The organism is Streptomyces sp. NPDC017676, from assembly GCF_044329325.1.
Taxonomy (GTDB): Bacteria; Actinomycetota; Actinomycetes; order Streptomycetales; family Streptomycetaceae; genus Streptomyces.
This window is the reverse complement of record NZ_JBIRJA010000008.1, coordinates 1-20420: the sequence shown is the minus strand read 5'-3', so window position 1 is coordinate 20420 and position 20420 is coordinate 1. Positions and strand designations below refer to the sequence as shown.

Annotated in this window: 18 protein-coding genes, 1 rRNA gene and 1 riboswitch; of the genes, 7 read left to right on the top strand and 12 right to left on the bottom strand. The window is 70.2% G+C overall.

The window, feature by feature from the left end; genetic code table 11:
* Window positions 1-204 precede the first annotated feature (204 nt).
* From ACH4LD_RS18405 to ACH4LD_RS18380, 6 genes are all read left to right on the top strand, one after another.
* Entirely contained in the window at window positions 205-2163 is a 1959-nt protein-coding gene (locus ACH4LD_RS18405) for an amino acid transporter (RefSeq protein ID WP_398058869.1), read from the top strand.
* A gap of 115 nt (window positions 2164-2278) precedes the next feature.
* A complete protein-coding gene (locus ACH4LD_RS18400) occupies window positions 2279-2674 on the top strand; it encodes a molybdopterin-binding protein (protein WP_103817071.1) in 396 nt (131 codons plus the stop codon).
* Window positions 2675-2896: 222 nt separating this feature from the next.
* Window positions 2897-3736, top strand: a complete 840-nt coding sequence (modA, locus tag ACH4LD_RS18395; protein ID WP_398058871.1) for a molybdate ABC transporter substrate-binding protein — start codon at window positions 2897-2899, stop codon at window positions 3734-3736.
* Window positions 3733-4593 carry a molybdate ABC transporter permease subunit gene (gene modB / locus ACH4LD_RS18390; protein ID WP_398058872.1) on the top strand — a complete coding sequence of 287 codons (861 nt, stop codon included), beginning with the start codon at window positions 3733-3735 and terminating at the stop codon, window positions 4591-4593. The genes modA and modB overlap by 4 nt, the downstream gene beginning before the upstream one ends.
* Entirely contained in the window at window positions 4590-5807 is a 1218-nt protein-coding gene (locus tag ACH4LD_RS18385; protein ID WP_398058873.1) for an ABC transporter ATP-binding protein, read from the top strand. The genes modB and ACH4LD_RS18385 overlap by 4 nt, the downstream gene beginning before the upstream one ends.
* Before the next feature lie 28 nt (window positions 5808-5835).
* A complete protein-coding gene (locus ACH4LD_RS18380; RefSeq protein WP_398058874.1) occupies window positions 5836-6255 on the top strand; it encodes a molybdopterin-binding protein in 420 nt (139 codons plus the stop codon).
* Window positions 6256-6309: 54 nt separating this feature from the next.
* Here the strand turns inward: ACH4LD_RS18380 and gcvP are convergent, their stop codons facing one another.
* Window positions 6310-9195: an aminomethyl-transferring glycine dehydrogenase gene (gcvP, locus tag ACH4LD_RS18375; RefSeq protein ID WP_398058875.1), complete on the bottom strand. Its 2886-nt coding sequence runs from the start codon at window positions 9193-9195 to the stop codon at window positions 6310-6312.
* A 174-nt stretch (window positions 9196-9369) separates the two neighbouring features.
* Window positions 9370-9464: riboswitch (glycine riboswitch) on the bottom strand.
* Between the two features lie 119 nt (window positions 9465-9583).
* On the opposite strand from gcvP, the gene ACH4LD_RS18370 reads away from it, so the two are divergent.
* Window positions 9584-9955, top strand: a complete 372-nt coding sequence (locus ACH4LD_RS18370) for a PRC-barrel domain-containing protein (protein ID WP_132788499.1) — start codon at window positions 9584-9586, stop codon at window positions 9953-9955.
* Here the strand turns inward: ACH4LD_RS18370 and ACH4LD_RS18365 are convergent.
* The 11 genes from ACH4LD_RS18365 to rrf all read right to left on the bottom strand — a co-directional run.
* Window positions 9877-11364: a DNA polymerase IV gene (locus tag ACH4LD_RS18365; RefSeq protein ID WP_398058876.1), complete on the bottom strand. Its 1488-nt coding sequence runs from the start codon at window positions 11362-11364 to the stop codon at window positions 9877-9879. The two genes, ACH4LD_RS18370 and ACH4LD_RS18365, sit on opposite strands and share 79 nt — an antisense overlap.
* A gap of 82 nt (window positions 11365-11446) precedes the next feature.
* On the bottom strand, window positions 11447-12130 hold the full coding sequence (locus ACH4LD_RS18360; RefSeq protein ID WP_132788501.1) for a MerR family transcriptional regulator: 684 nt from the start codon (window positions 12128-12130) through the stop codon (window positions 11447-11449).
* 261 nt (window positions 12131-12391) lie between these two features.
* Window positions 12392-12865, bottom strand: a complete 474-nt coding sequence (locus ACH4LD_RS18355) for a bifunctional nuclease family protein (protein WP_026253112.1) — start codon at window positions 12863-12865, stop codon at window positions 12392-12394.
* 85 nt (window positions 12866-12950) lie between these two features.
* Window positions 12951-13688 carry a MerR family transcriptional regulator gene (locus ACH4LD_RS18350; RefSeq protein ID WP_398058877.1) on the bottom strand — a complete coding sequence of 246 codons (738 nt, stop codon included), beginning with the start codon at window positions 13686-13688 and terminating at the stop codon, window positions 12951-12953.
* A gap of 44 nt (window positions 13689-13732) precedes the next feature.
* On the bottom strand, window positions 13733-14563 hold the full coding sequence (locus tag ACH4LD_RS18345) for an FHA domain-containing protein (RefSeq protein WP_398058878.1): 831 nt from the start codon (window positions 14561-14563) through the stop codon (window positions 13733-13735).
* Between the two features lie 190 nt (window positions 14564-14753).
* Complete coding sequence (locus ACH4LD_RS18340) at window positions 14754-15626, bottom strand: DUF881 domain-containing protein (protein ID WP_398058879.1); 873 nt, start codon at window positions 15624-15626, stop codon at window positions 14754-14756.
* 5 nt (window positions 15627-15631) lie between these two features.
* Complete coding sequence (locus ACH4LD_RS18335; RefSeq protein ID WP_003988855.1) at window positions 15632-15964, bottom strand: small basic family protein; 333 nt, start codon at window positions 15962-15964, stop codon at window positions 15632-15634.
* Entirely contained in the window at window positions 15961-16878 is a 918-nt protein-coding gene (locus tag ACH4LD_RS18330; protein ID WP_398058880.1) for a DUF881 domain-containing protein, read from the bottom strand. Before ACH4LD_RS18330 ends, ACH4LD_RS18335 begins: the two co-directional genes overlap by 4 nt.
* A 121-nt stretch (window positions 16879-16999) precedes the next feature.
* Window positions 17000-19495, bottom strand: a complete 2496-nt coding sequence (locus ACH4LD_RS18325; protein WP_398058881.1) for a sugar phosphate nucleotidyltransferase — start codon at window positions 19493-19495, stop codon at window positions 17000-17002.
* A gap of 114 nt (window positions 19496-19609) precedes the next feature.
* Complete coding sequence (locus ACH4LD_RS18320) at window positions 19610-20218, bottom strand: CDP-alcohol phosphatidyltransferase family protein (protein ID WP_103817084.1); 609 nt, start codon at window positions 20216-20218, stop codon at window positions 19610-19612.
* Window positions 20219-20325: 107 nt separating this feature from the next.
* Window positions 20326-20420 (bottom strand): 5S ribosomal RNA (gene rrf, locus ACH4LD_RS18315); the annotation flags it as partial.

The following is a 20420-nucleotide window of genomic DNA, read 5'->3' as shown; positions in this document are numbered from 1 at the left end:
GCTCATCCGATCCGCCCCACCCCGACCGACCCGCCCCGGCCTCCCCTTCTTGGTGCGGCTCGGCCCCGCGCGGGCCATTCTTAACGCAAGCTTGACGCCGCCCGAGGCGTGATCCATGGGCCCAGGCGTCACTCTCTGCTTACGCTGGTGCCGCCGTCCGCGTGATGGCCGCAAAGAGCTGAGCCGCACACCAGGAGCACGCCGATGGTCACGACCGAGCGCCCTCCCAGTACCAGCCGCCTGCGGGCGTGGATGCTGGAGGGCCTGTCCGACATGGGCAAGGGCGGTGGCCACACCGGACCCCACGCCGAGCCGGAGCCCCCGCACCAGGGACAGCGCTGGTGGCGAGTGATGTGCCTGACCGGTGTCGACTACTTCTCCACCCTCGGCTACCAGCCCGGCATCGCGGCCCTGGCCGCCGGTCTGCTCTCGCCGGTCGCGACCGTCGTGCTCGTCGTCGTGACGCTGGCCGGCGCGCTGCCGGTCTACCGCCGGGTCGCGGAGGAGAGCCCGCACGGCGAGGGCTCGATCGCGATGCTGGAGCGGCTGCTGTCGTTCTGGCAGGGCAAGCTGTTCGTGCTCACGCTGCTGGGCTTCGCGGCGACGGACTTCCTCATCACCATCACGCTGTCCGCCGCCGACGCCTCCACCCACCTGGTGGAGAACCCGCATCTGACGGAGGCCCTGCAGGGCAAGCAGATGCTGATCACCCTTCTGCTGGTGGCCCTGCTCGGCGCGGTCTTCCTCAAGGGCTTCCTGGAGGCGATCGGAGTCGCGGTCGCCCTGGTGGGCGTGTACCTCGGGCTCAACCTCGTCGTCGTCGTCACCGGCCTGTGGCACGTCATCACGGCCGGGCATGTGATCACCGACTGGAGCAGCGCGCTGACCGCGCAGCACGGGAACGTCTTCGTGATGATCGGCGTGGCGCTGATCGTCTTCCCGAAGCTCGCCCTCGGCCTGTCCGGCTTCGAGACCGGTGTCGCCGTCATGCCGCATGTGAAGGGCGACGCCGACGACACCGAAGAGCGGCCCGCGGGCCGGATCCGGGACACCAAGAAGCTGCTGACCACCGCCGCGCTGATCATGAGCTGCTTCCTGATCGCCACCAGCTTCATCACCACGCTGCTGATCCCGGAGAAGGAGTTCAAGACGGGCGGCCAGGCCAACGGCCGCGCGCTCGCCTACCTGGCGCACGAGTACCTCGGCAACGCCTTCGGCACGGTGTACGACGTGTCGACGATCGCCATCCTGTGGTTCGCGGGCGCCTCCGCCATGGCCGGCCTGCTCAACCTGATGCCGCGCTACCTGCCCCGCTACGGCATGGCTCCGCACTGGGCGCGGGCGGTGCGGCCGATGGTCATCGTCTTCACCCTGGTCGCCTTCCTGGTGACCTGGATCTTCGACGCCAACGTCGACAAGCAGGGCGGCGCCTACGCCACCGGTGTGCTGGTGCTGATCAGCTCGGCCGCGATCGCCGTGACCATCGCCGCGCGCAAGGCGGGACAGCACGGCTGGACCCTCACGTTCGCGGTGATCTCGGTGGTGTTCCTCTACACGACCGTCGTGAACGTCATCGAGCGCCCCGACGGTGTGAAGATCGGCGCCTGCTTCATCGCGGGCATCGTGCTGGTCTCCCTGCTGTCCCGGCTGGCCCGCGCCTTCGAGCTGCGCGTCACCAGCGTGTCGCTCGACCCCATGGCGGAACGGTTCATACGGGACATGGCCAGCCGCAAGATGCGGTTCATCGCCAACGAGCCGGACCGCCGGGACAAGGCCGAGTACCGCGACAAGATCGAGCAGATCCGCGCCGACAACGACATGCCCGAGCAGGAGGACTTCGTCTTCGTCGAGGTCACGGTCACCGACCCGTCCGAGTTCGAGGCGGGCCTCACCGTCCGCGGCGAGGTGCTGCACGGCCGCTATCGGGTGCTGACGCTGGAGTCCGCCTCGATCCCGAACGCCCTCGCGGCACTGCTGCTGCACGTCCGTGACGTCACCGGCTGCACCCCGCACATCTACTTCGAGTGGACCGAGGGCAGTCCGTTCGCCAACTTCCTCCGCTTCTTCCTCTTCGGCCAGGGCGAGGTCGCCCCGGTCACCCGCGAGGTGCTGCGCGAGGCGGAACCGGACCGGGAACGCCGCCCGCGGGTGCACACGGGCTGAGCCGGGCCGCGCGGGCGGAACGCCGGGACCGGGGCACGGTACGGCGCGGTCGCGGCACCTCCGACGGCCGACCCGCGCCCACGGTTCCCGGGGGCGTGGCCCTATCGTGACCGGCATGCAGTCCTACACGATCGGTCAGGCCGCGCGGCTGCTCGGCGTCAGCCCGGACACCGCCCGCCGCTGGGCCGACGCCGGCCGGGTGGCCACGCACCGCGACGAGTCCGGGCGGCGGCTCATCGACGGCAGAGACCTCGCCGCGTTCTCGGTCGAACTGGCCAAGGCGGGCGCCGCCGAGGAGGACGCCTCGTACACCTCGGCCCGCAACGCCTTCCCCGGCATCGTCACCGCGATCAAGCTCGGCGACGTCGCCGCCCAGGTGGAGATCCAGGCGGGCCCGCACCGGCTCGTCTCGCTGCTGACCCGGGAGGCGGTGGAGGAACTCGGCCTGGAGGTCGGCATGGAGGCGACCGCGCGCGTGAAGTCCACGAACGTGCACATCGACCGGACCTGACCGGGCACGTTGAACCGTCACCCCTCGGTTCGACGAACGCCGTACAAACGCACGTGCAAGCTGTAGACCGAGAGTGCCCAGCTCATGCGATGCAACAGAACACTTCCTCCTGGCAGATGCGGCAGTATCATCACCACACGGCCAGCACTCGGCCGTGCCCGGGCGCGACCGTCGTTCGAACAGAACCGAGTCGTTCGAACAGAACCGAGGAGTAGATCCGTGATGACCCGTTCCGTGCGCCGGACCCGGCGGATACTGCAGCTGGCCGGTGCGGGGGCCGCCGCCGTGATGGCACTGAGCGCCTGCTCCTCCTCGTCGGACTCCACCGACTCGTCGAAGTCGGCCGACTCGTCCCACTCCCCCGGCACATCGACGTCCCCGAAGCTCTCCGGCACGGTCACCGTGTTCGCGGCGGCCTCGCTGAAGGAGAGCTTCACGGCCCTGGGCAAGGAGTTCGAGAAGCAGCATCAGGGCACGAAGGTCAGCTTCAACTTCGGCGGCAGCGACACGCTCGCGGCGAACATCACCAGCGGTGCACCGGCGGACGTGTTCGCCGCGGCCAGCCCCAGGACGATGGCCGTCGTGACCGACGCGAAGGACACGGCGGGCACCCCGGTCACCTTCGTCCGCAACCAGCTGGAGATCGCCACCGTACCGGGCAACCCGCACAAGGTGTCCTCCCTGAAGGACCTCACGAAGGCCGGTCTGAAAGTCGTCCTGTGCGACAGGACCGTTCCGTGTGGCGCCGCCGCACAGAAGGCCCTGGACGCGAGCAAGCTGAAGCTCACGCCGGTCTCCTACGAGCAGGACGTCAAGGGCGCCCTGACCAAGGTCGAACTGAAGGAGGCCGACGCGGCAGTGGTGTACAAGACCGATGTGCGGGCCGCCGGTGACAAGGTGGAGGGCGTGGAGTTCCCCGAATCGGCCGGTGCCGTCAACGACTACCCGATCGCGCTGCTGAAGAACGCGCCGAACGCCGAGGCCGCCAAGGCGTTCATCGCCCTCGTACGCTCCGCCGAGGGCCAGAAGGTGCTGAACGAGGCCGGGTTCCTCAAGCCGTGACCTCGCTCGACAAGCCCGGTGCCGCGACCGGCCCCCGCACGGACCGGCCGTGGCGCCCTCGCGCCGGCACGGGGGGCCGACGCGGGGTGCCGTTGCCGCTGCTGCTGCCGGGCGTGCTGGCCCTGGCGTTCCTGCTGCTGCCGCTGCTCGCGCTGCTCGTCCGCGCGCCGTGGCGCGGCCTGCCGGGCCAGCTGGCCGGCGCGCAGGTGTGGCAGGCGCTCCAGTTGTCCCTGCTGAGCGCCACGGCGGCGACCGCCGTCAGCCTGGTCCTCGGTGTGCCGCTGGCCTGGCTGCTGGCCCGTACGGAGTTCCCCGGCCGGGGTCTCGTACGTGCCCTCGTGACCCTTCCGCTGGTGTTGCCGCCGGTGGTCGGCGGTGTGGCCCTGCTGCTCGCCCTGGGCCGCAACGGCGTCATCGGCCGGTGGCTCGACACGTGGTTCGGCATCACCCTGCCATTCACCACCACCGGGGTCGTGATCGCGGAGGCGTTCGTCGCGATGCCGTTCCTGGTGATCAGCGTGGAGGGCACGCTGCGCGCCGCCGACCCGCGCTACGAGGAGGCGGCGGCCACGCTCGGCGCCTCCCGCTTCACCGCGTTCCGCCGGGTGACGCTGCCCCTGATCGCGCCCGGCATCGCGGCCGGCGCGGTACTGGCCTGGGCCCGCGCGCTCGGCGAGTTCGGCGCGACGATCACCTTCGCGGGCAACTTCCCCGGCCGCACCCAGACCATGCCCCTGGCGGTCTACCTGGCCCTGCAGAACGACCCCGACGCCGCCATCTCCCTCAGCCTGGTCCTGCTGACCGTGTCGATCGCGGTACTGGCGGGCCTCAGGGACCGCTGGATGACCACGTCATGACGCATTTCGGACCCGCAGCCGCCGACGGCGCCCCCGCCCCACAGGGGCCACCCGCACCCGACGACGAGACCCGCACGGGTGGTGCGGGTGTACACCGGAAGCCGGCCGAAGGCCGGCCGGCCACCACACACCCGCACCAGCCCTCCGGCCTCGACCCCGCAGCCCCGCACCAGCCCTCCGGCCTCGACGCCCACCTCGTGGTCGACCGGGGCGCCTTCCGCCTGGACGTGACCCTCACAGCAGCTCCAGGCGACGTCCTGGCTCTGCTGGGCCCCAACGGCGCCGGCAAGACCACCGCGCTGCGTGCCCTCGCCGGTCTCACGCCCCTCACCGACGGTCACCTCCACCTGGACGGCACCCCCCTGGCCCACACACCTCCGGAGTCCCGCCCGGTCGGCGTCGTCTTCCAGGACTACCTGCTCTTCCCCCATCTGTCCGCCCTGGACAACGTCGCGTTCGGCCCTCGCTGCCGGGGCGTGCGCAAGGCGGAGGCCCGCGCCCTGGCGGCGACCTGGCTGGAGCGGATGGGCCTGTCGGCCCACGCGGGCGCCAAGCCGCGCAACCTGTCCGGCGGCCAGGCCCAGCGCGTGGCCCTCGCCCGCGCCCTGGCCACCCGCCCCAGACTGCTGCTCCTGGACGAGCCGCTGGCGGCCCTGGACGCCCGTACCCGTCTGGAGGTCCGCGCCCGGCTCCGCCGCCATCTGGCCGAGTTCGAGGCGGTGTCCGTGCTGGTCACCCACGAACCGCTGGACGCCATGGTGCTCGCGGACCGGCTGGTGGTCGTCGAGCACGGCCGGGTCGTCCAGGAGGGCACCCCCGCCCAGATCGCCCGCCACCCGCGCACGGACTACATCGCCCGGCTCGTCGGCCTCAACCTCTACCGCGGACAGGCCGCGGGGCACACCGTACGGCTCGACACCGGGCCCGCGATCACGACCACGGAGGAGCTGTCGGGCCCGGTCTTCGTGGCCTTCCCTCCCTCCGCCGTGACCCTGTTCCGGGACCGGCCCTCCGGCGCCAGCGCCCGCAACGTGTGGCATTGCGAGGTCGCCGGCCTGGAGACGCACGGCGACCAGATCCGCGCCGACCTCACCGGCGAGCTGCCGCTCGCGGCGGACCTGACGACGGTCGCCGCCGCCGAGCTGGACCTGCACCCGGGTGCACCGGTCTGGGCGACGGTCAAAGCGACGCAGACCCATGCATACCCGGCCTGAGCGGACCGGCGCTCTACGGTGGGTGCCCATGACCCTGAGCATCCGCAACCAGCTGCCCGGCACCGTCACCGAGGTGCACCCGGGCGAAGTCATGGCGACTGTCAAAGTCCGGCTCACGGGCGGCCAGGACCTCACCGCGGCCGTCACCGTGGAAGCCGTCGAGCAACTCGGCCTCACACCGGGTTCCCAGGTGACCGCCCTGGTGAAGGCGACGGAGGTCTCCCTGGCCGCCAACCAGGTCGAGGGTCTGTCGATCCGCAACCAGCTGCGCGGCACGGTCATCCGTCTCTCGCTCGGCGAGGCCATGGCCACGGTCCGGGTCGCCGTGGAAGGCGGCGAACTCACCGCCGCGATCACGAAGGACGCGGTCGGGGACCTCGGTCTGTTCGTGGGCTCCGACGTCGTCGCCCTGATCAAGGCGACCGAGGTCGCGCTGGCGACGGCGTAGGAAAGCCCGAAGGCCCCGCCCGGAGCCCGGGTGGGGCCTTCGCCGGCGGTTCGCTCAGTCCTCGTAGGCGTCCAGCGGCGGGCAGGAGCACACCAGGTTGCGGTCGCCGTAGGCCTGGTCGATGCGGCGCACCGGCGGCCAGTACTTGTCGGCGGCCGAGACACCGGCCGGGAAGACGGCCTCCTCGCGGCTGTAGGCGTGCGTCCACTCACCGCCGAGCGCGGCGGCGGTGTGCGGGGCGTTCCGCAGCGGGTTGTCCTCGGCGGACCACGCGCCGGAGCCGACCTTCTCGATCTCCGCGCGGATGGCGATCATCGCATCGCAGAAACGGTCCAGCTCGGTGAGGTCCTCGGACTCGGTCGGCTCGATCATCAGCGTGCCGGCCACCGGGAAGGACATGGTCGGCGCGTGGAAGCCGTAGTCGATCAGGCGCTTGGCGACGTCGTCCACGCTCACGCCGGTCGCCTTGGTCAGCGGGCGCAGGTCGATGATGCACTCGTGCGCGACGAGGCCGCCGGGGCCGGTGTAGAGCACGGGGTAGTGCGGCTCCAGGCGCTTGGCGACGTAGTTCGCGGAGAGCACCGCGACCTGCGTGGCGCGCTTGAGGCCCTCCCCGCCCATCAGACGGACGTACGCCCACGAGATCGGCAGGATGCCCGCGCTGCCCCACGGGGCGGCCGAGATCGGGCCCACGCCCGTCTCCGGGCCGGCCTCCGGCTGCAGCGGGTGGTTGGGCAGGTACGGCGCCAGGTGCGAGCGGACCGCGACCGGACCGACGCCCGGACCGCCGCCGCCGTGCGGGATGCAGAACGTCTTGTGCAGGTTCAGGTGGGAGACGTCACCGCCGAAGTGGCCGGGCTTGGCGAGCCCGACGAGCGCGTTGAGGTTGGCGCCGTCGACGTACACCTGGCCGCCCGCCTCGTGCACCTGGGCGCAGATGTCGGCGACGTGCTCCTCGAACACACCGTGCGTCGAGGGGTAGGTGATCATCAGCACCGCCAGCTGGTCGCGGTACTGCTCGATCTTGGCGCGCAGGTCCTCGACGTCGATCTCGCCGTCCTCGGCGGTCTTGACGACGACGACCTTCATCCCGGCCATCACGGCGCTGGCCGCGTTGGTGCCGTGCGCGGAGGACGGGATGAGGCACACGGTCCGCTGCTCGTCGCCGTTGGCGCGGTGGTAGCCGCGTACGGCCAGCAGACCCGCCAGCTCGCCCTGGGAGCCGGCGTTCGGCTGGAGGGAGACCTTGTCGTAGCCGGTGACCTCGGCGAGGCGGTCCTCCAGCTCGTGGATGAGCGTGAGGTAGCCCTGCGCCTGCTCGGCGGGCGCGAAGGGGTGCAGCTGCCCGAACTCGGGCCAGGTGACCGGCTCCATCTCCGTGGTCGCGTTGAGCTTCATGGTGCAGGAGCCCAGCGGGATCATGCCGCGGTCGAGCGCGTAGTCGCGGTCGGCCAGCTTGCGCAGGTAGCGCAGCATCGCGGTCTCGGAGCGGTGCTGGTGGAAGACCGGGTGGGTGAGGTAGGCGTCGGTGCGCAGCAGCGCCTCGGGCAGGGTGTCCTCGGCGCTCTCGTCCAGCGCGTCGATGTCGCCGTCGACACCGAAGGCGGCGAAGACGGCGGCCAGCTGGGCCCGGTTGGTGGTCTCGTCACAGGCCGCCGAGACGTGGTCGGCGTCGACGAGACGCAGGTTGACCCCGTTCTCGCGGGCGGCGGCGACGACCGCGGCGGCCTTGCCGGGCACGCGCGCGGTGACGGTGTCGAAGTAGGCGCCGTGGACGATCTCCACGCCACCGGCCTTGAGGCCCTCGGCGAGGATGGTGGCGTACCGGTGCGTGCGCCGGGCGATGGTCTGCAGGCCCTCCGGACCGTGGTAGACGGCGTACATGCCGGCCATCACGGCGAGCAGCACCTGCGCGGTGCAGATGTTGCTGGTGGCCTTCTCCCGGCGGATGTGCTGCTCACGGGTCTGCAGCGCCAGGCGGTAGGCCTTGTTGCCGTCGATGTCGACGGAGACCCCGACGAGCCGGCCGGGGAGGCTGCGCGCGAACTTCTCGTGCACGGCCATGTAGCCGGCGTGCGGGCCGCCGAAGCCCATCGGCACACCGAAGCGCTGGGTCGTGCCGACAGCGATGTCCGCCCCGAGCTCGCCCGGCGAGGTCAGCAGGGTCAGCGCGAGCAGGTCGGCGGCGACCGTGACCAGGGCGCCCAGCTCGTGCGCCTGGTCGATGACGGGCTTGATGTCCCGTACGGCCCCGGAGGCGCCCGGGTACTGGATCAGCACGCCGTTGATCTCGCGCTCGGCGATGTCCGCCGGGATGCCGTCGCTGAGGTCGGCGACGACCACCTCGACGCCGGTCGGCTCGGCGCGGGTCTCGATCACGGCGATGGTCTGCGGCAGCGCGTCCGCGTCGACCAGGAACAGGCCCTTCTTGTTCTTGCCCATGCGCCGGGACAGCGCCATGGCCTCGGCGGCGGCGGTGCCCTCGTCCAGCAGGGAGGCGCCCGAGGTGGGCAGGCCGGTCAGCTCGGCGACCATGGTCTGGAAGTTCAGCAGAGCCTCCAGGCGGCCCTGGGAGATCTCCGGCTGGTACGGCGTGTAGGCCGTGTACCAGGCCGGGTTCTCCATGACGTTGCGCAGGACGACGGGCGGCGTGAAGGTGCCGTAGTAGCCCAGGCCGATCATGGAGCCGAGGACCTGGTTGCGGTCGGCGAGCGAGCGCAGCTCGGCGAGCACCTCGGCCTCGGTGCGGGCGCCCGGCAGGTCCAGGGCATCGGCGTTCTTGATCACATCCGGGACCGCGGCGGCGGTCAGCTCGTCGAGCGAGCCGTATCCGACCTGCGCGAGCATCTTGGCCCGCGCCTCCTGGTCGGGCCCGATGTGGCGCTGCTCGAACGGGGTGCCCGCTTCGAGTTCGGAGAGCGGAATGCGATGGGCGGTCATTGCGGAGGCCTCCTGGTCTGACGCGACCTGCGAGGGGCACCACGGCGCGGGTACCCCGACGGCCTCCCCCTCTGTCATCTCGACCTGAGAGCTTCACCGGACACCCGTGGGCACCGGCTTTCCCCGTCGGTGAGAGCGGAAGCCGTCGACATCCGCCCTGCTTTCCAGAGTGACCTCGTCCGTGCGGTACGTGAGCCTGAGAGATTCCGGGGAGGATTTGCTCCTTCGGCGCCTCCGAGGTGGTCGGAGGACTCTCCCGCACGGGGTCAGCAGCCTTTGTCAGCCTACCAGCGAGGTCAACGCCGGGGCCTTCGAGTGGCCGCCTCCTTGAATGTGCTCTTTTGTAGTGCTTACGGATGAGTTGCGACCACGTGGAGGGAGAGGGACCGTGCAGACCGACATCGATCCACGCAACCTGATCGGCCGCAAGGCGTTCGACCGCAATGGGACCAAGATCGGCACCATCGACGAGGTGTACCTGGACGACGCGACCGGCGTGCCCGAATGGGCGGCCATACGCACCGGCCTGTTCTCCCGGGACGCCTTCGTGCCCCTGGAGCCCAGCGAACTCGTCGACGGCACCCTGCACGTCCCCTTCGAACGCGCCCTCATCAAGGACGCCCCCGACTTCGGCGTTGGTCGCCACCTCTCCCCCGAACAGGAGCTCCAGCTCTACCACCACTACGGCCTCGACGTGACCTCACCCCCCAAGGTCCCGGACCACGACTTCGGCAAGCTGGCGGGATCGGAGGAGGCCTGACCGGGGGCTTCCTCCGGGGTCCGGGGCGGAGCCCCCTGACGGTCACCGCTCGGCAGGCCGGGACGGACGGGCGGGTGGCAGGGGTCCGAGACCAACGGCAACGGATCAGCAGGCTCCAGCGCGGGATCGTCGGCGAAGAACGTCCGTACCCGCCCCGGAGGGGACTGCGGCGTCTCGAACCGCACGGTCACCCGCCCCAGCCCGCTCCCCTGCACCCATCCGTGCCCGTGATCCGCGTGCCGCACATCCTGCCCGGCCCGCCACTGCCGCTCGACGGGCTCCGCCCGCTCCACGACAGCCTCCACCGCACCCTCCGGTTCCTCCGCCGCGGGCACGGGCATCGCCTGCGCGAACAGGTCCTCCTGCGTGTAGTCGGCGAGCCCGGACACCCCCACCCCGAGCAGCCGCACCCCGCCCGTCGTGTCCACGGAGTCCAGCAGTCGCGCCGCCGCCTCGCGGATGACCACGGGGTCGTCCGTGGGCCCCCTGAGCGTCTCGGAGCGGGTCAGGGTGGAGAAGTCGTACCGCCGCACCTTCAGCACGATGGTCCGCCCGGACAGCCCGGCCTCGCGCAGCCGCCGCACACACCGGTCGGCCAGCCGCTGCACCTCCAGACCGACCCGCAGCCGGTCGTGGATGTCCACGTCGTACGTGTCCTCCACCGACACCGACTTGGCCTCCCGCTCGGCCACCACGGGCCGCTCGTCCCGGGCCAGGGCCATGGCGTACAGCGCGTGCCCGTGCGCCTTGCCGAGCAGCCGGACCAGCTCGTCCTCGCCGGCCTCCGCCAGCTCCTCCACCGTGGTGATCCCGGCCCGGCGCAGATGGTCCCCGGTGGCCGGTCCGACCCCCGGCAGGGTGCGCACCGGCATCGGCGCCAGCAGCGCCCGCTCCGTGCCCGGCTCGATCAGCCGCAGGCCGTCCGGCTTGGCCTGCTCGGAGGCGATCTTCGCGAGCATCTTGGAGGCGGCGAGCCCCACGGATCCGGTGAGCCCCGTGACCGCCCGGATGTCCGCGCGCAGCTTCTCCCCCGCCCGCCGCGCCGACTCCTCGTCCCAGGCCGCTCCCCCGGCCTCCAGGTCCACGAAGGCCTCGTCCAGGCTCAGCGGCTCGACCAGCGGTGACAGCTCCCGCAGCAGCGCCATCACCTGCTCGCTGATCGCCCGGTACAGACTGAAGCGCGGCACCAGATACGCGGCGTTGGGTGCCAGCCGGCGCGCCTGGGCCATGGGCATCGCCGAGTGGACCCCGAACACCCGTGCCTCGTACGACGCGGTCGCCACCACCCCGCGCGGTCCGAGGCCGCCCACGATCACCGCTTTCCCGCGCAGGCTCGGCTTGGACGCCTGCTCCACCGAGGCGAAGAAGGCATCCATGTCGAGATGCAGGATCGTGGGCGCGTTTCTCACATCTCCGATGCTGCACCACGGCACTGACAATGCCGGGAGGACCGGAGCGTCCTACGCGAGAGCCGGCGGCCGGACCCGGCGGTCAGACCGCCCGGTTGCGGCGCCGGGCCAGCTCGTCCGCGGGGTTGTGCCCGACCAGGGTCTCGCCGGTGTCGATGCGCTCGCCGTGCAGCTGGGAGAGGGCGCTTTCCACGTCCCGCCACACCACGCCGACGGCGATCCCGAAGATGCCCTGACCGCCCTGGAGCAGGGCGTGGACCTCGTCCGGCGAGGTGCACTCGTACACGGTCGCGCCGTCGCTCATCAGGGTCATCCGCTCCAGGTCGCGGAAACCGCGTTCCCTGAGGTGCTGGACGGCCGTGCGGATGTTCTGCAGGGACACCCCGGTGTCCAGGAACCGCTTCACGATCTTCAGGACGACCACGTCCCGGAAGCTGTACAGCCGCTGGGTGCCCGACCCGTAGGCGGGCCGTACGCTGGGCTCGACCAGACCGGTGCGGGCCCAGTAGTCGAGCTGCCGGTAGGTGATGCCGGCGGCCGCGCAGGCCGTGGGCCCCCGGTAGCCGATCTCCTCGGACGCCATGGACGCCACCCCTCCGCCGTTCGGCACCGCCGTGGGCAGCTGCGGAGCGTGCTCCACCGCGCTGCCGGGACGGGCATGACCCCCGCCTGAGCGCGGCCGCGAGCTCGGGGGCGGGTACGGACCGCTCTCCCCGAAACCGCGTCCGGGTGCACCCCCAGCCGTACCGTCGCCGCTGGTTCTCACGCCGACCTCCGTCCTTGACCTGCCTTCTCGACGGTAGGCAGTCACCAGGGGTGCGTCAACGATCGCCACACTCGGCACGCCGAGTGATAATCACCCAAGGAGTGGTTTCCCGTGTCCCACCGCGGGGAAAGGCTAGCCGAATGCGCTGGCGAGGGGCCGTAGGACGCTCTCACTGGCCGGAGGCAATTGCCGGGGCGAGGGCCGCGGGGGGCCGCCGTCCGCCCCGGTGGAACACCGGGACCGACGGGCCGGTCGCAGGGCTCACTGGCTGCTGGTGCCGAAGTCCTCGGGCGAGATCTGGTCGAGGAACTCGCGGAACTTCTCCACCTCGTCCTCCTGCTCGTCCGGGATGGCGATGCCGGCGTCGTCCAGCACCGTGTCACTGCCGTAGATCGGCGTCCCGGTGCGCAGCGCGAGCGCTATGGCATCGGAGGGGCGGGCGCTGACCTCGACCCCGCTGGCGAACACCAGCTCCGCGTAGAAGACACCTTCCCGCAGATCGGTGATGCGCACTTCGGTCAGCTCCTGGCCGACGGCCTCCAGCACGTCCTTGAACAGGTCGTGGGTCAGCGGTCGCGCGGGGGCCATGCCCTGCTGGGCGAAGGCGATCGCCGTCGCCTCCCCCGGCCCGATCCAGATGGGGAGGTAACGGTCGCCTCCCACTTCGCGCAGGAGCACGATCGGTTGGTTGGAGGGCATTTCGACCCGGACACCTACGACATCGAGCTCGTTCACACAGCAACCCTAGGCCGTGCCCGGGACGTTTGGGTAGTCGGGCCGGGAACAGGTGCCCGATCCGGCCGCTCCACGGCCCGCCGGATCAGGGCAGCCGCACGCCGAGAGCGGTCTTCACCAGGGCCGCGTGCAGCTTCACCGTCAGGGCCGCCAGCTCCTTCGTACGGGCCTCGGCGTGTGCCCTGGTCTGCGGGTTGCGATGGCGTCTGAGCGGGGCCACGACCTGGTCGACCAGGCCCGCCTCACGGTCGGCGGCGGCCTTCATCACCCGCAGGTGGCGCGGCTCGATCCCGAACCGGCCCAGTTCGGCGATCAGCGAGGCCACGGTGACGGCCTCGGCGTCGTACACCCCGTCCTCCAGCGCCGCGATCAGCCCGTAGGACTCCCACTCCTTCAGGTCGCCCTCGTCGATGTCCGCGGCGGCCAGCAGCTCGGCCCTGCCGACCCTGGCCACCGTGGGCGCGTCCACGCGCGCGGGCGCATCATCCGCGGTGCGCTGACGTCCCACCACGGGCAGCGGGACGGCCTCACCCCGCTCCATGGCGTCCAGATGCTCACGGATCACCTTGAGCGGCAGATAGTGGTCCCGCTGCATCCTCAGGACGTGACCGAGGCGCTCGACGTCCCCGGCGCTGAACTTGCGGTACCCCGACGGGGTCCGCTGCGGCTCGATGAGCCCCTCCGACTCCAGGAAGCGGATCTTGGAGATGGTGACTTCGGGGAACTCGTCGCGCAGCACGTTCAGCACCGTGCCGATGCTCATCAGCCCACTGTCCCTGGCGGCGGTACCGCTTCCGGCACCGCCGCTCGGTGTTTGAAGCATGGACCTTCCCTGGGGGTCCCCCCGGACATCAGTCCGGAGGCGGGTCAGATGCCCTGCCGGCTCGCGTAGAACACCAGTCGGTACTTGCCGATCTGCACCTCGTCACCGTTCGACAGGGCGACCTGGTCGATCCGCTCCCGGTTGACGTACGTGCCGTTCAGGCTGCCCACGTCGGCCACCGTGAAGGAGCCGTCAGGGGAGCGCCGGAACTCCACGTGGCGCCGCGAGACGGTCACGTCGTCCAGGAAGATGTCGCTCTGCGGATGACGGCCGGCCGTGGTCAGGTCGCTGTCCAGCAGGAAGCGGCTGCCCGAGTTCGGCCCCCGGCGCACCACCAGCAGCGCCGAGCCCATCGGCAGCGCGTCCACCGCGGCCTGCGCCTCCGGGGAGAGCATCGGCAGCGGCGTCTGGCCGGTCGCCTCGGAGTCGTAGGCCTCCAGGCCCGAGATCGAGATCGTGGACGTCGTCTCGGAGGCCCGCTCCGGCGTCAACCCGGGACGCAGGGGCGCCCCACAGTTGGAGCAGAACCGGGCGTTCTCCGCATTCCGGTTACCGCACCTCGTACATACCAGGACCGACATCGACGGATCCTCCTGCCGCGGCTGCCCCGCCGGGGCGTTGGACGCGTACGGGCCGGAGGCGAACCCTCCACCCGTACCTGAGGTTGACGGTTGCCCGAAACCTATGCCGCCGGACTGGGCAGGGTCAACAGACGCCGCGCCCTGACCTCCCGAAATGTCACCGCCCGGACCAGCGACCTGGTCCCGGAACAGCGGGCGCTGGCCCTCCGCGTCAGGCTGTGCGCGATGACGAGCGGTCGCGTTGCCGCTGCCCTCTCGCGCGCTCTTGCCGAACAACTTCGCAAACAACTTCACGGGCGATTCCCCTTGACCGAAACAGACCCGCCCGTGGGGCAGGACGAACCCTGATTGCCTACACCGGCCGAGCCGGACATTCTCACAACGTCCGTATCCACCAGACAGTTTCCACCACGCACCACCCCTTCGGTGCGCCGACCCCCCGCAACCTCATGCCCCTGCCGGACGGCCACCATGCACCGCCGGTTCACTGGGAGGACGACCGAGCGTAGTCAGGCCGCTTCGCCTGTCGCAAGGCATCCACGACGATCTTGTCCGACCGCTCGACGGTCACCGTGGCCTGCTCCTTCTCCAGAGTCTGCACCACGCCTCCAGGGATGTTCAGCGCGGGCTCAAGGTCCTGCGGCTTGCCGATGACCTTGAAACGATAGGGGGCGTTGATCTTGTTCCCGTCGACGCTCACACTCCTGCCGGAGTCGGTGAAGTAGGTGCCGGCGACCACCCGGACCCCGTTGACCTGGATCGCCTCCGCACCGGCCGCGCGCAACTCCTGGATCGCGTCGAGCAGCATGTCCGCCTGGACCGTCCCCTTCGTGTCCTCGATCGTCATGGTGATGCCGGGACCCTGCGCCGCCACGGTGCCCGCCAGGATGCCGAGTTGCCTCTCCTTCTCGGCGGTCTGCCGGCGCGCCTCCGCGGCCTGGTCGGAGCTGGTCTGCAGCTCCTGACGCTGCTTCTCAAGTCCCTGCTTCTCGTCCTGAAGACGCTGAGTACGCGAATCCAGTTCATCGAGGATGCGCACAAGATCTTCTTGGCGGGCTCCGCGCAGCGCGCTGTCGGTGTCGCTGTTGGACGCCACCTGCACGGCCAGGCCGAAGCCCAGGCCGAACAGCAGCACCGCCACGATGAGTTGGGCACGCGTGAAGCGCGGCGGCCACAGCCCCTTGACCAGCCGCTGCCTGCCCGTCAGCGGCTGCCGGGGCTCCCCCTCGGCCGACTGCCCGGCCCCGGGCGCGGGCGCGGGCACTTCCGCCGGCAGTTCCCTGCGCAACCGGTTCTCCGGCTGATCGTTCCGGTCGTTGCCGTCGGTGCTGTCGTTGCTGTCGTTCTGCTCGCTCATCGGTGTCACGCCCGGAACACGTGCCGCCGGATCGCCGCGGCGTTGGAGAAGATACGGATACCCAGGACCACGACGACCCCCGTGGACAGCTGCGCGCCCACGCCCAACTTGTCGCCGAGGAACACGATGAGGGCGGCGACGACCACGTTCGACAGGAACGACACCACGAAGACCTTGTCGTCGAAGATGCCGTCGAGCATGGCCCGCAGACCACCGAAGACGGCGTCCAGCGCCGCGACGACGGCGATCGGCAGATACGGCTCGACGACCGCCGGAACCTCGGGCCGGACCAACAGGCCGGCCACGACTCCCACGACGAGGCCCAGTACGGCGATCACGATGTGCCCTTCTCGGTTTTCTCGGACTTCGGCTGTGCTGTGCGTACGATCACACTGGGTGCGGCGGGCAACCGGATGTCACCCTCCGCGGAGATGGTGGCGCGGATGCCGTAGTTCTCCTCCAGAGCATGCAGATACAGGCCGTCGGCGCTGTTCTGGAACCTGGTGCTCAACCTCTCCCCGTCCCCCACCGCCAGCACCGTGTACGGCGGCACCAGCGGCCTGTTGTCGACCAGTATCGCGTCACCCGCTGCCCTGATCGCGGACAGGGCGGTCAGCCGCTGCCCGTTGACGGAGATCGCCTCGGCCCCGGAGGCCCACAGCCCGTTGACCACGCGCTGCATGTCGCGGTCCCGTACCCGGCCGGTGTCGGAGAAGCCCGCCGTCTCGCGGGGGTTGGAACCGTCCCCGCCGCCGCTCGCCTCCTTGGCGTCGTTCACGACGAGCTTGACACCGGGACCGTGCACCGCGGTGGCACCCGACAGCAGTCCCACCAGGTCCGCCTCGGCGCTGCCTCCGCTCGACCTCAGGGCCGCCCGCTGGCGCGCGCCGACATCGTCGCGCAGCGCGTCGACGGTGCTTTCGAGCTTGTCCGCGTCCGCGGTCTCGCTGTCGATGCGGTCGATCAGCTCTTGGCGCTCCTTGGCCACCACCGGTGCTGTCACGCGCGCCTGTGCCGCCCCCACGGTCACGACGAGCGCCGCGAGGACGAGACCGGCGGCCAGGCCCAGCCTGGCCCGGAGCGTCTTCGGCAGGCCGCCCTCGCCCTCGGACTTCCTCCGGGCGGCGGCCTCGGCGTACCCGTCGTCGAGGCTGTGGTCCATGACGTTGGTGATCAACGACATGGAGGCGTCCGGGCGCTGCGGCCGCGTGGGGCTGCTCCGAACGGGGGGTTGCTGCGGCATGCCGCACATCGTCGCATGTCGCGAGCAGTACCTCCGAACGGCCCCACCGGCGTGCCGGACAGGCCCCCTTGGGGACACTTGTCCGGCACGCACGCGTGCAGCGGGTTTTGCCGTTCTCAGCCGCCGACGGTCACCGGCCGGCGCTGTCCACGACCGCCGACCACTCGTCCAACAAGGCCTGCGCGGAGGCGTCGTCCGGCCCCTCCGCCCACAGGTGGGTGACCGCCTCGGCCGGGTCGGGCAACACCATCACCCAGCGCCCGTCGGTCTCCACGACCCGCACACCGTCGGTGGTGTCGACAGAACGATCGCCTGCCGCCTCGACCACCCGTCGCATCACCAGACCCTTGACGGCCCACGGCGTGGCCAGGTCCCGCTTGAGGACGTGCGCCCGCGGGATCCGGGCGTCGATCTGGCTCAGCGTGAGCTGCGTCCGCGCCACAAGCCCGATCAGGCGTACGAAGGCGGCCGTGCCGTCGTACACACCGCTGAACTCCGGGACGATGAACCCGCCCTTGCCGTCGCCACCGAAGATGGTTCCCTCCTCACGCCCCACGCGCGTGAGGTCGTCGGGCGAGGTGGTCGTCCACTCGACCTGGGTGCCGTGGTACGCGGCCACCTGCTCGGCGATCCGGGTCGTGGTGACCGGCAGCGCCACCCGACCGCTGCGTCGCTCTGCGGCCACCAGGTCCAGCATGACCAGCAGCGCCCGGTCGTCCTCGATGATCCGGCCCTTCTCGTCCACCAGCGACAGCCGCTCGCCGACGGGGTCGAACCGCACTCCGAACGCGGCACCCGAGGACGCCACGATCTCACCGAGCCGCACCAGCCCCTTGCGCCGCATCTCGGTCGTCTCGGTGGGCCGGGACTCGTCCAGACCCGGATTGATGGTCAGCGAGTCCACACCGAGCTTGCCGAGCAGGCTCGGAAGCAGGAGCCCGGCACTGCCGTTCGAGGCGTCCACGACCACCTTGAGGCCCGACTCGGCTATCCCGGTCGTGTCGACGTTCCGCAGCAGCGATCCGGTGTACGAGTCGAAGACGCTGGCCGGGAAGTACAGGTCACCGATCTCACCGGGGAACGCCCGCCGGTACTCCTGGCGTGCGAACACCCGGTCCAGCTTGCGCTGGCTGCCCTGTGAGAGGTCCGCACCCTGTCCGTCGAAGAACATGATGTCGACGGAGTCCGGGACACCCGGCGAGGTCCGGATCATGATGCCGCCGGCGCTGCCGCGCGCGGTCTGCTGCCGGGCCACGGGCAGCGGCACGTTCTCCAGGTCGCGTACGTCGATGGCGCTGGCCTGGAGCGCGGAGATCACCGCACGCTTGAGCGCCCGGGCACCCCGGGAGTGGTCGCGGGCCGTGGTGACGGTCGACCCCTTCTTCAGGGTCGTCGCGTAGGCACCGGCGAGCCGCACCGCCAGCTCCGGCGTGATCTCCACGTTCAGGATGCCGGAGACACCCCGGGCGCCGAACAGGTGGGCCTGCCCCCGGGACTCCCAGATCACCGAGGTGTTGACGAAGGCACCGGCCTCGATGGTCTTGAACGGGTAGACACGGACATTGCCCTGAACGATCGATTCCTCACCGATCAGGCACTCGTCACCGATGACCGCGCCGTCCTCGATCCGGGCCGCACGCATGATGTCGGTGTTCTTGCCGACGACACAGCCGCGCAGGTTGCTGTGCTGCCCGATGTACACGTTGTCGTGCACGACGGCCTTGTGCAGGAAGGCACCGCTCTTGACGACGACGTTGGAGCCGACGACGGTGTGCTCCCGGATCTCCGCGCCGGCCTCGACCTTCGCGTAGTCACCGATGTACAGCGGCCCGCGCAGCACGGCGTCGGGATGCACCTCCGCACCCTCGGCCACCCACACGCCCGGGGAGATCTCGAAGCCGTCGATGTCGACGTTGACCTTGCCTTCGAGGACGTCCGCCTGGGCCTTCACATAGCTCTCGTGCGTGCCGACGTCCTCCCAGTAGCCCTCGGCGACATAGCCGTAGATCGGCTTGCCTTCCTTCATCAGCTGCGGGAAGACATCACCGGACCAGTCGACGGGCACATCGGCTTCGACGTAGTCGAAGACCTCGGGCTCCATGACGTAGATGCCCGTGTTCACCGTGTCGGAGAAGACCTGCCCCCAGGTCGGCTTCTCCAGGAAGCGTTCGACCTTGCCCTCCTCGTCGACGATGGTGATGCCGAACTCCAGCGGATTGGGCACACGGGTCAGGCAGACCGTGACCAGAGCACCCTTCTCCTTGTGGAAATTGATCAGCTCGGTGAGGTCGAAGTCGGTCAGGGCATCGCCGGAGATGACGAGGAAGGCATCGTCCTTCAACGCCTCTTCAGCGTTCTTGACGCTTCCGGCGGTACCGAGTGGCTTCTCCTCATTGGCGTACGTGAGCTCCATGCCGAGTTCTTCGCCGTCGCCGAAATAGTTCTTGACGAGCGATGCCAGGAACTGAACGGTGACAACGGTCTCGGTGAGCCCGTGCCTTTTGAGCAGCCGTAGCACGTGCTCCATGATCGGGCGGTTGGCCACGGGCAGGAGCGGCTTGGGCATGCTAGAGGTCATGGGGCGCAGGCGTGTGCCTTCGCCCCCGGCCATCACGACGGCCTTCATGTCGGAAGCGTCCTCCTCCAAGAGACGACGGTCTAGCCGACTTCACCCGTCCAGATTGTCCCGCACTTTTCCACCGCGGGCCATCGAGGCGTCAGGTCTGGACAATCACCGAGCTCAATCGGCCGTGGCGTCCGCGCGAACCAAGCGGCGGACCTGTACCACGTAAAGCACTCCTGCCCACCAGTAGAGGGTTGTACCCCATCCGGCGAACGCCCATCCGAAAATAGCAGCGAGTGACGCGATCCAACCACTTCCGTCACTGAGCAGCAGGAGCGGGAAGGCGTACATCAAGTTGAAGGTCGCGGCCTTCCCGAGGAAGTTCACCTGCGGCGGCGGATATCCATGCCGGCGGAGGATGCCCACCATCACCAGGAGAACCAGTTCCCGGGCCAGCAGGAGGCCGGTCAGCCAGAGCGGCAGGATCTCCCGCCAGGTGAGGCCGACCAGGGTGGAAAGCACGTAGAGGCGGTCGGCGGCGGGGTCGAGAAGCCGGCCGAGGCTGCTGATCTGGTTCCAGCGCCGGGCGAGCTTGCCGTCGAGATAGTCACTGATCCCGCTCAGGGCCAGCACGAGGAGAGCCCAGCCATCACTCTGCGGCCCGCCGAACTCCGGCCTGAGGATCAACCACAGGAAGAGGGGTACGCCGACGAGCCGCGCCATGCTGAGGATGTTGGGGATGGTGAGGACCCGGTCTGTCTGGACGCGGGTCTCCTGGACCTCCACCCGGGGGCCTCCTGTGCGAAATGAACCAACGATGCCCCCTGACCTTACCTCAACGCAAAAAAGCTCCGGCCCCTGGGCGGTGCCCAAGAGCCGGAGCTTCAAAAGGAGTTCGGCGGTGTCCTACTCTCCCACAGGGTCCCCCCTGCAGTACCATCGGCGCTGTGAGGCTTAGCTTCCGGGTTCGGAATGTAACCGGGCGTTT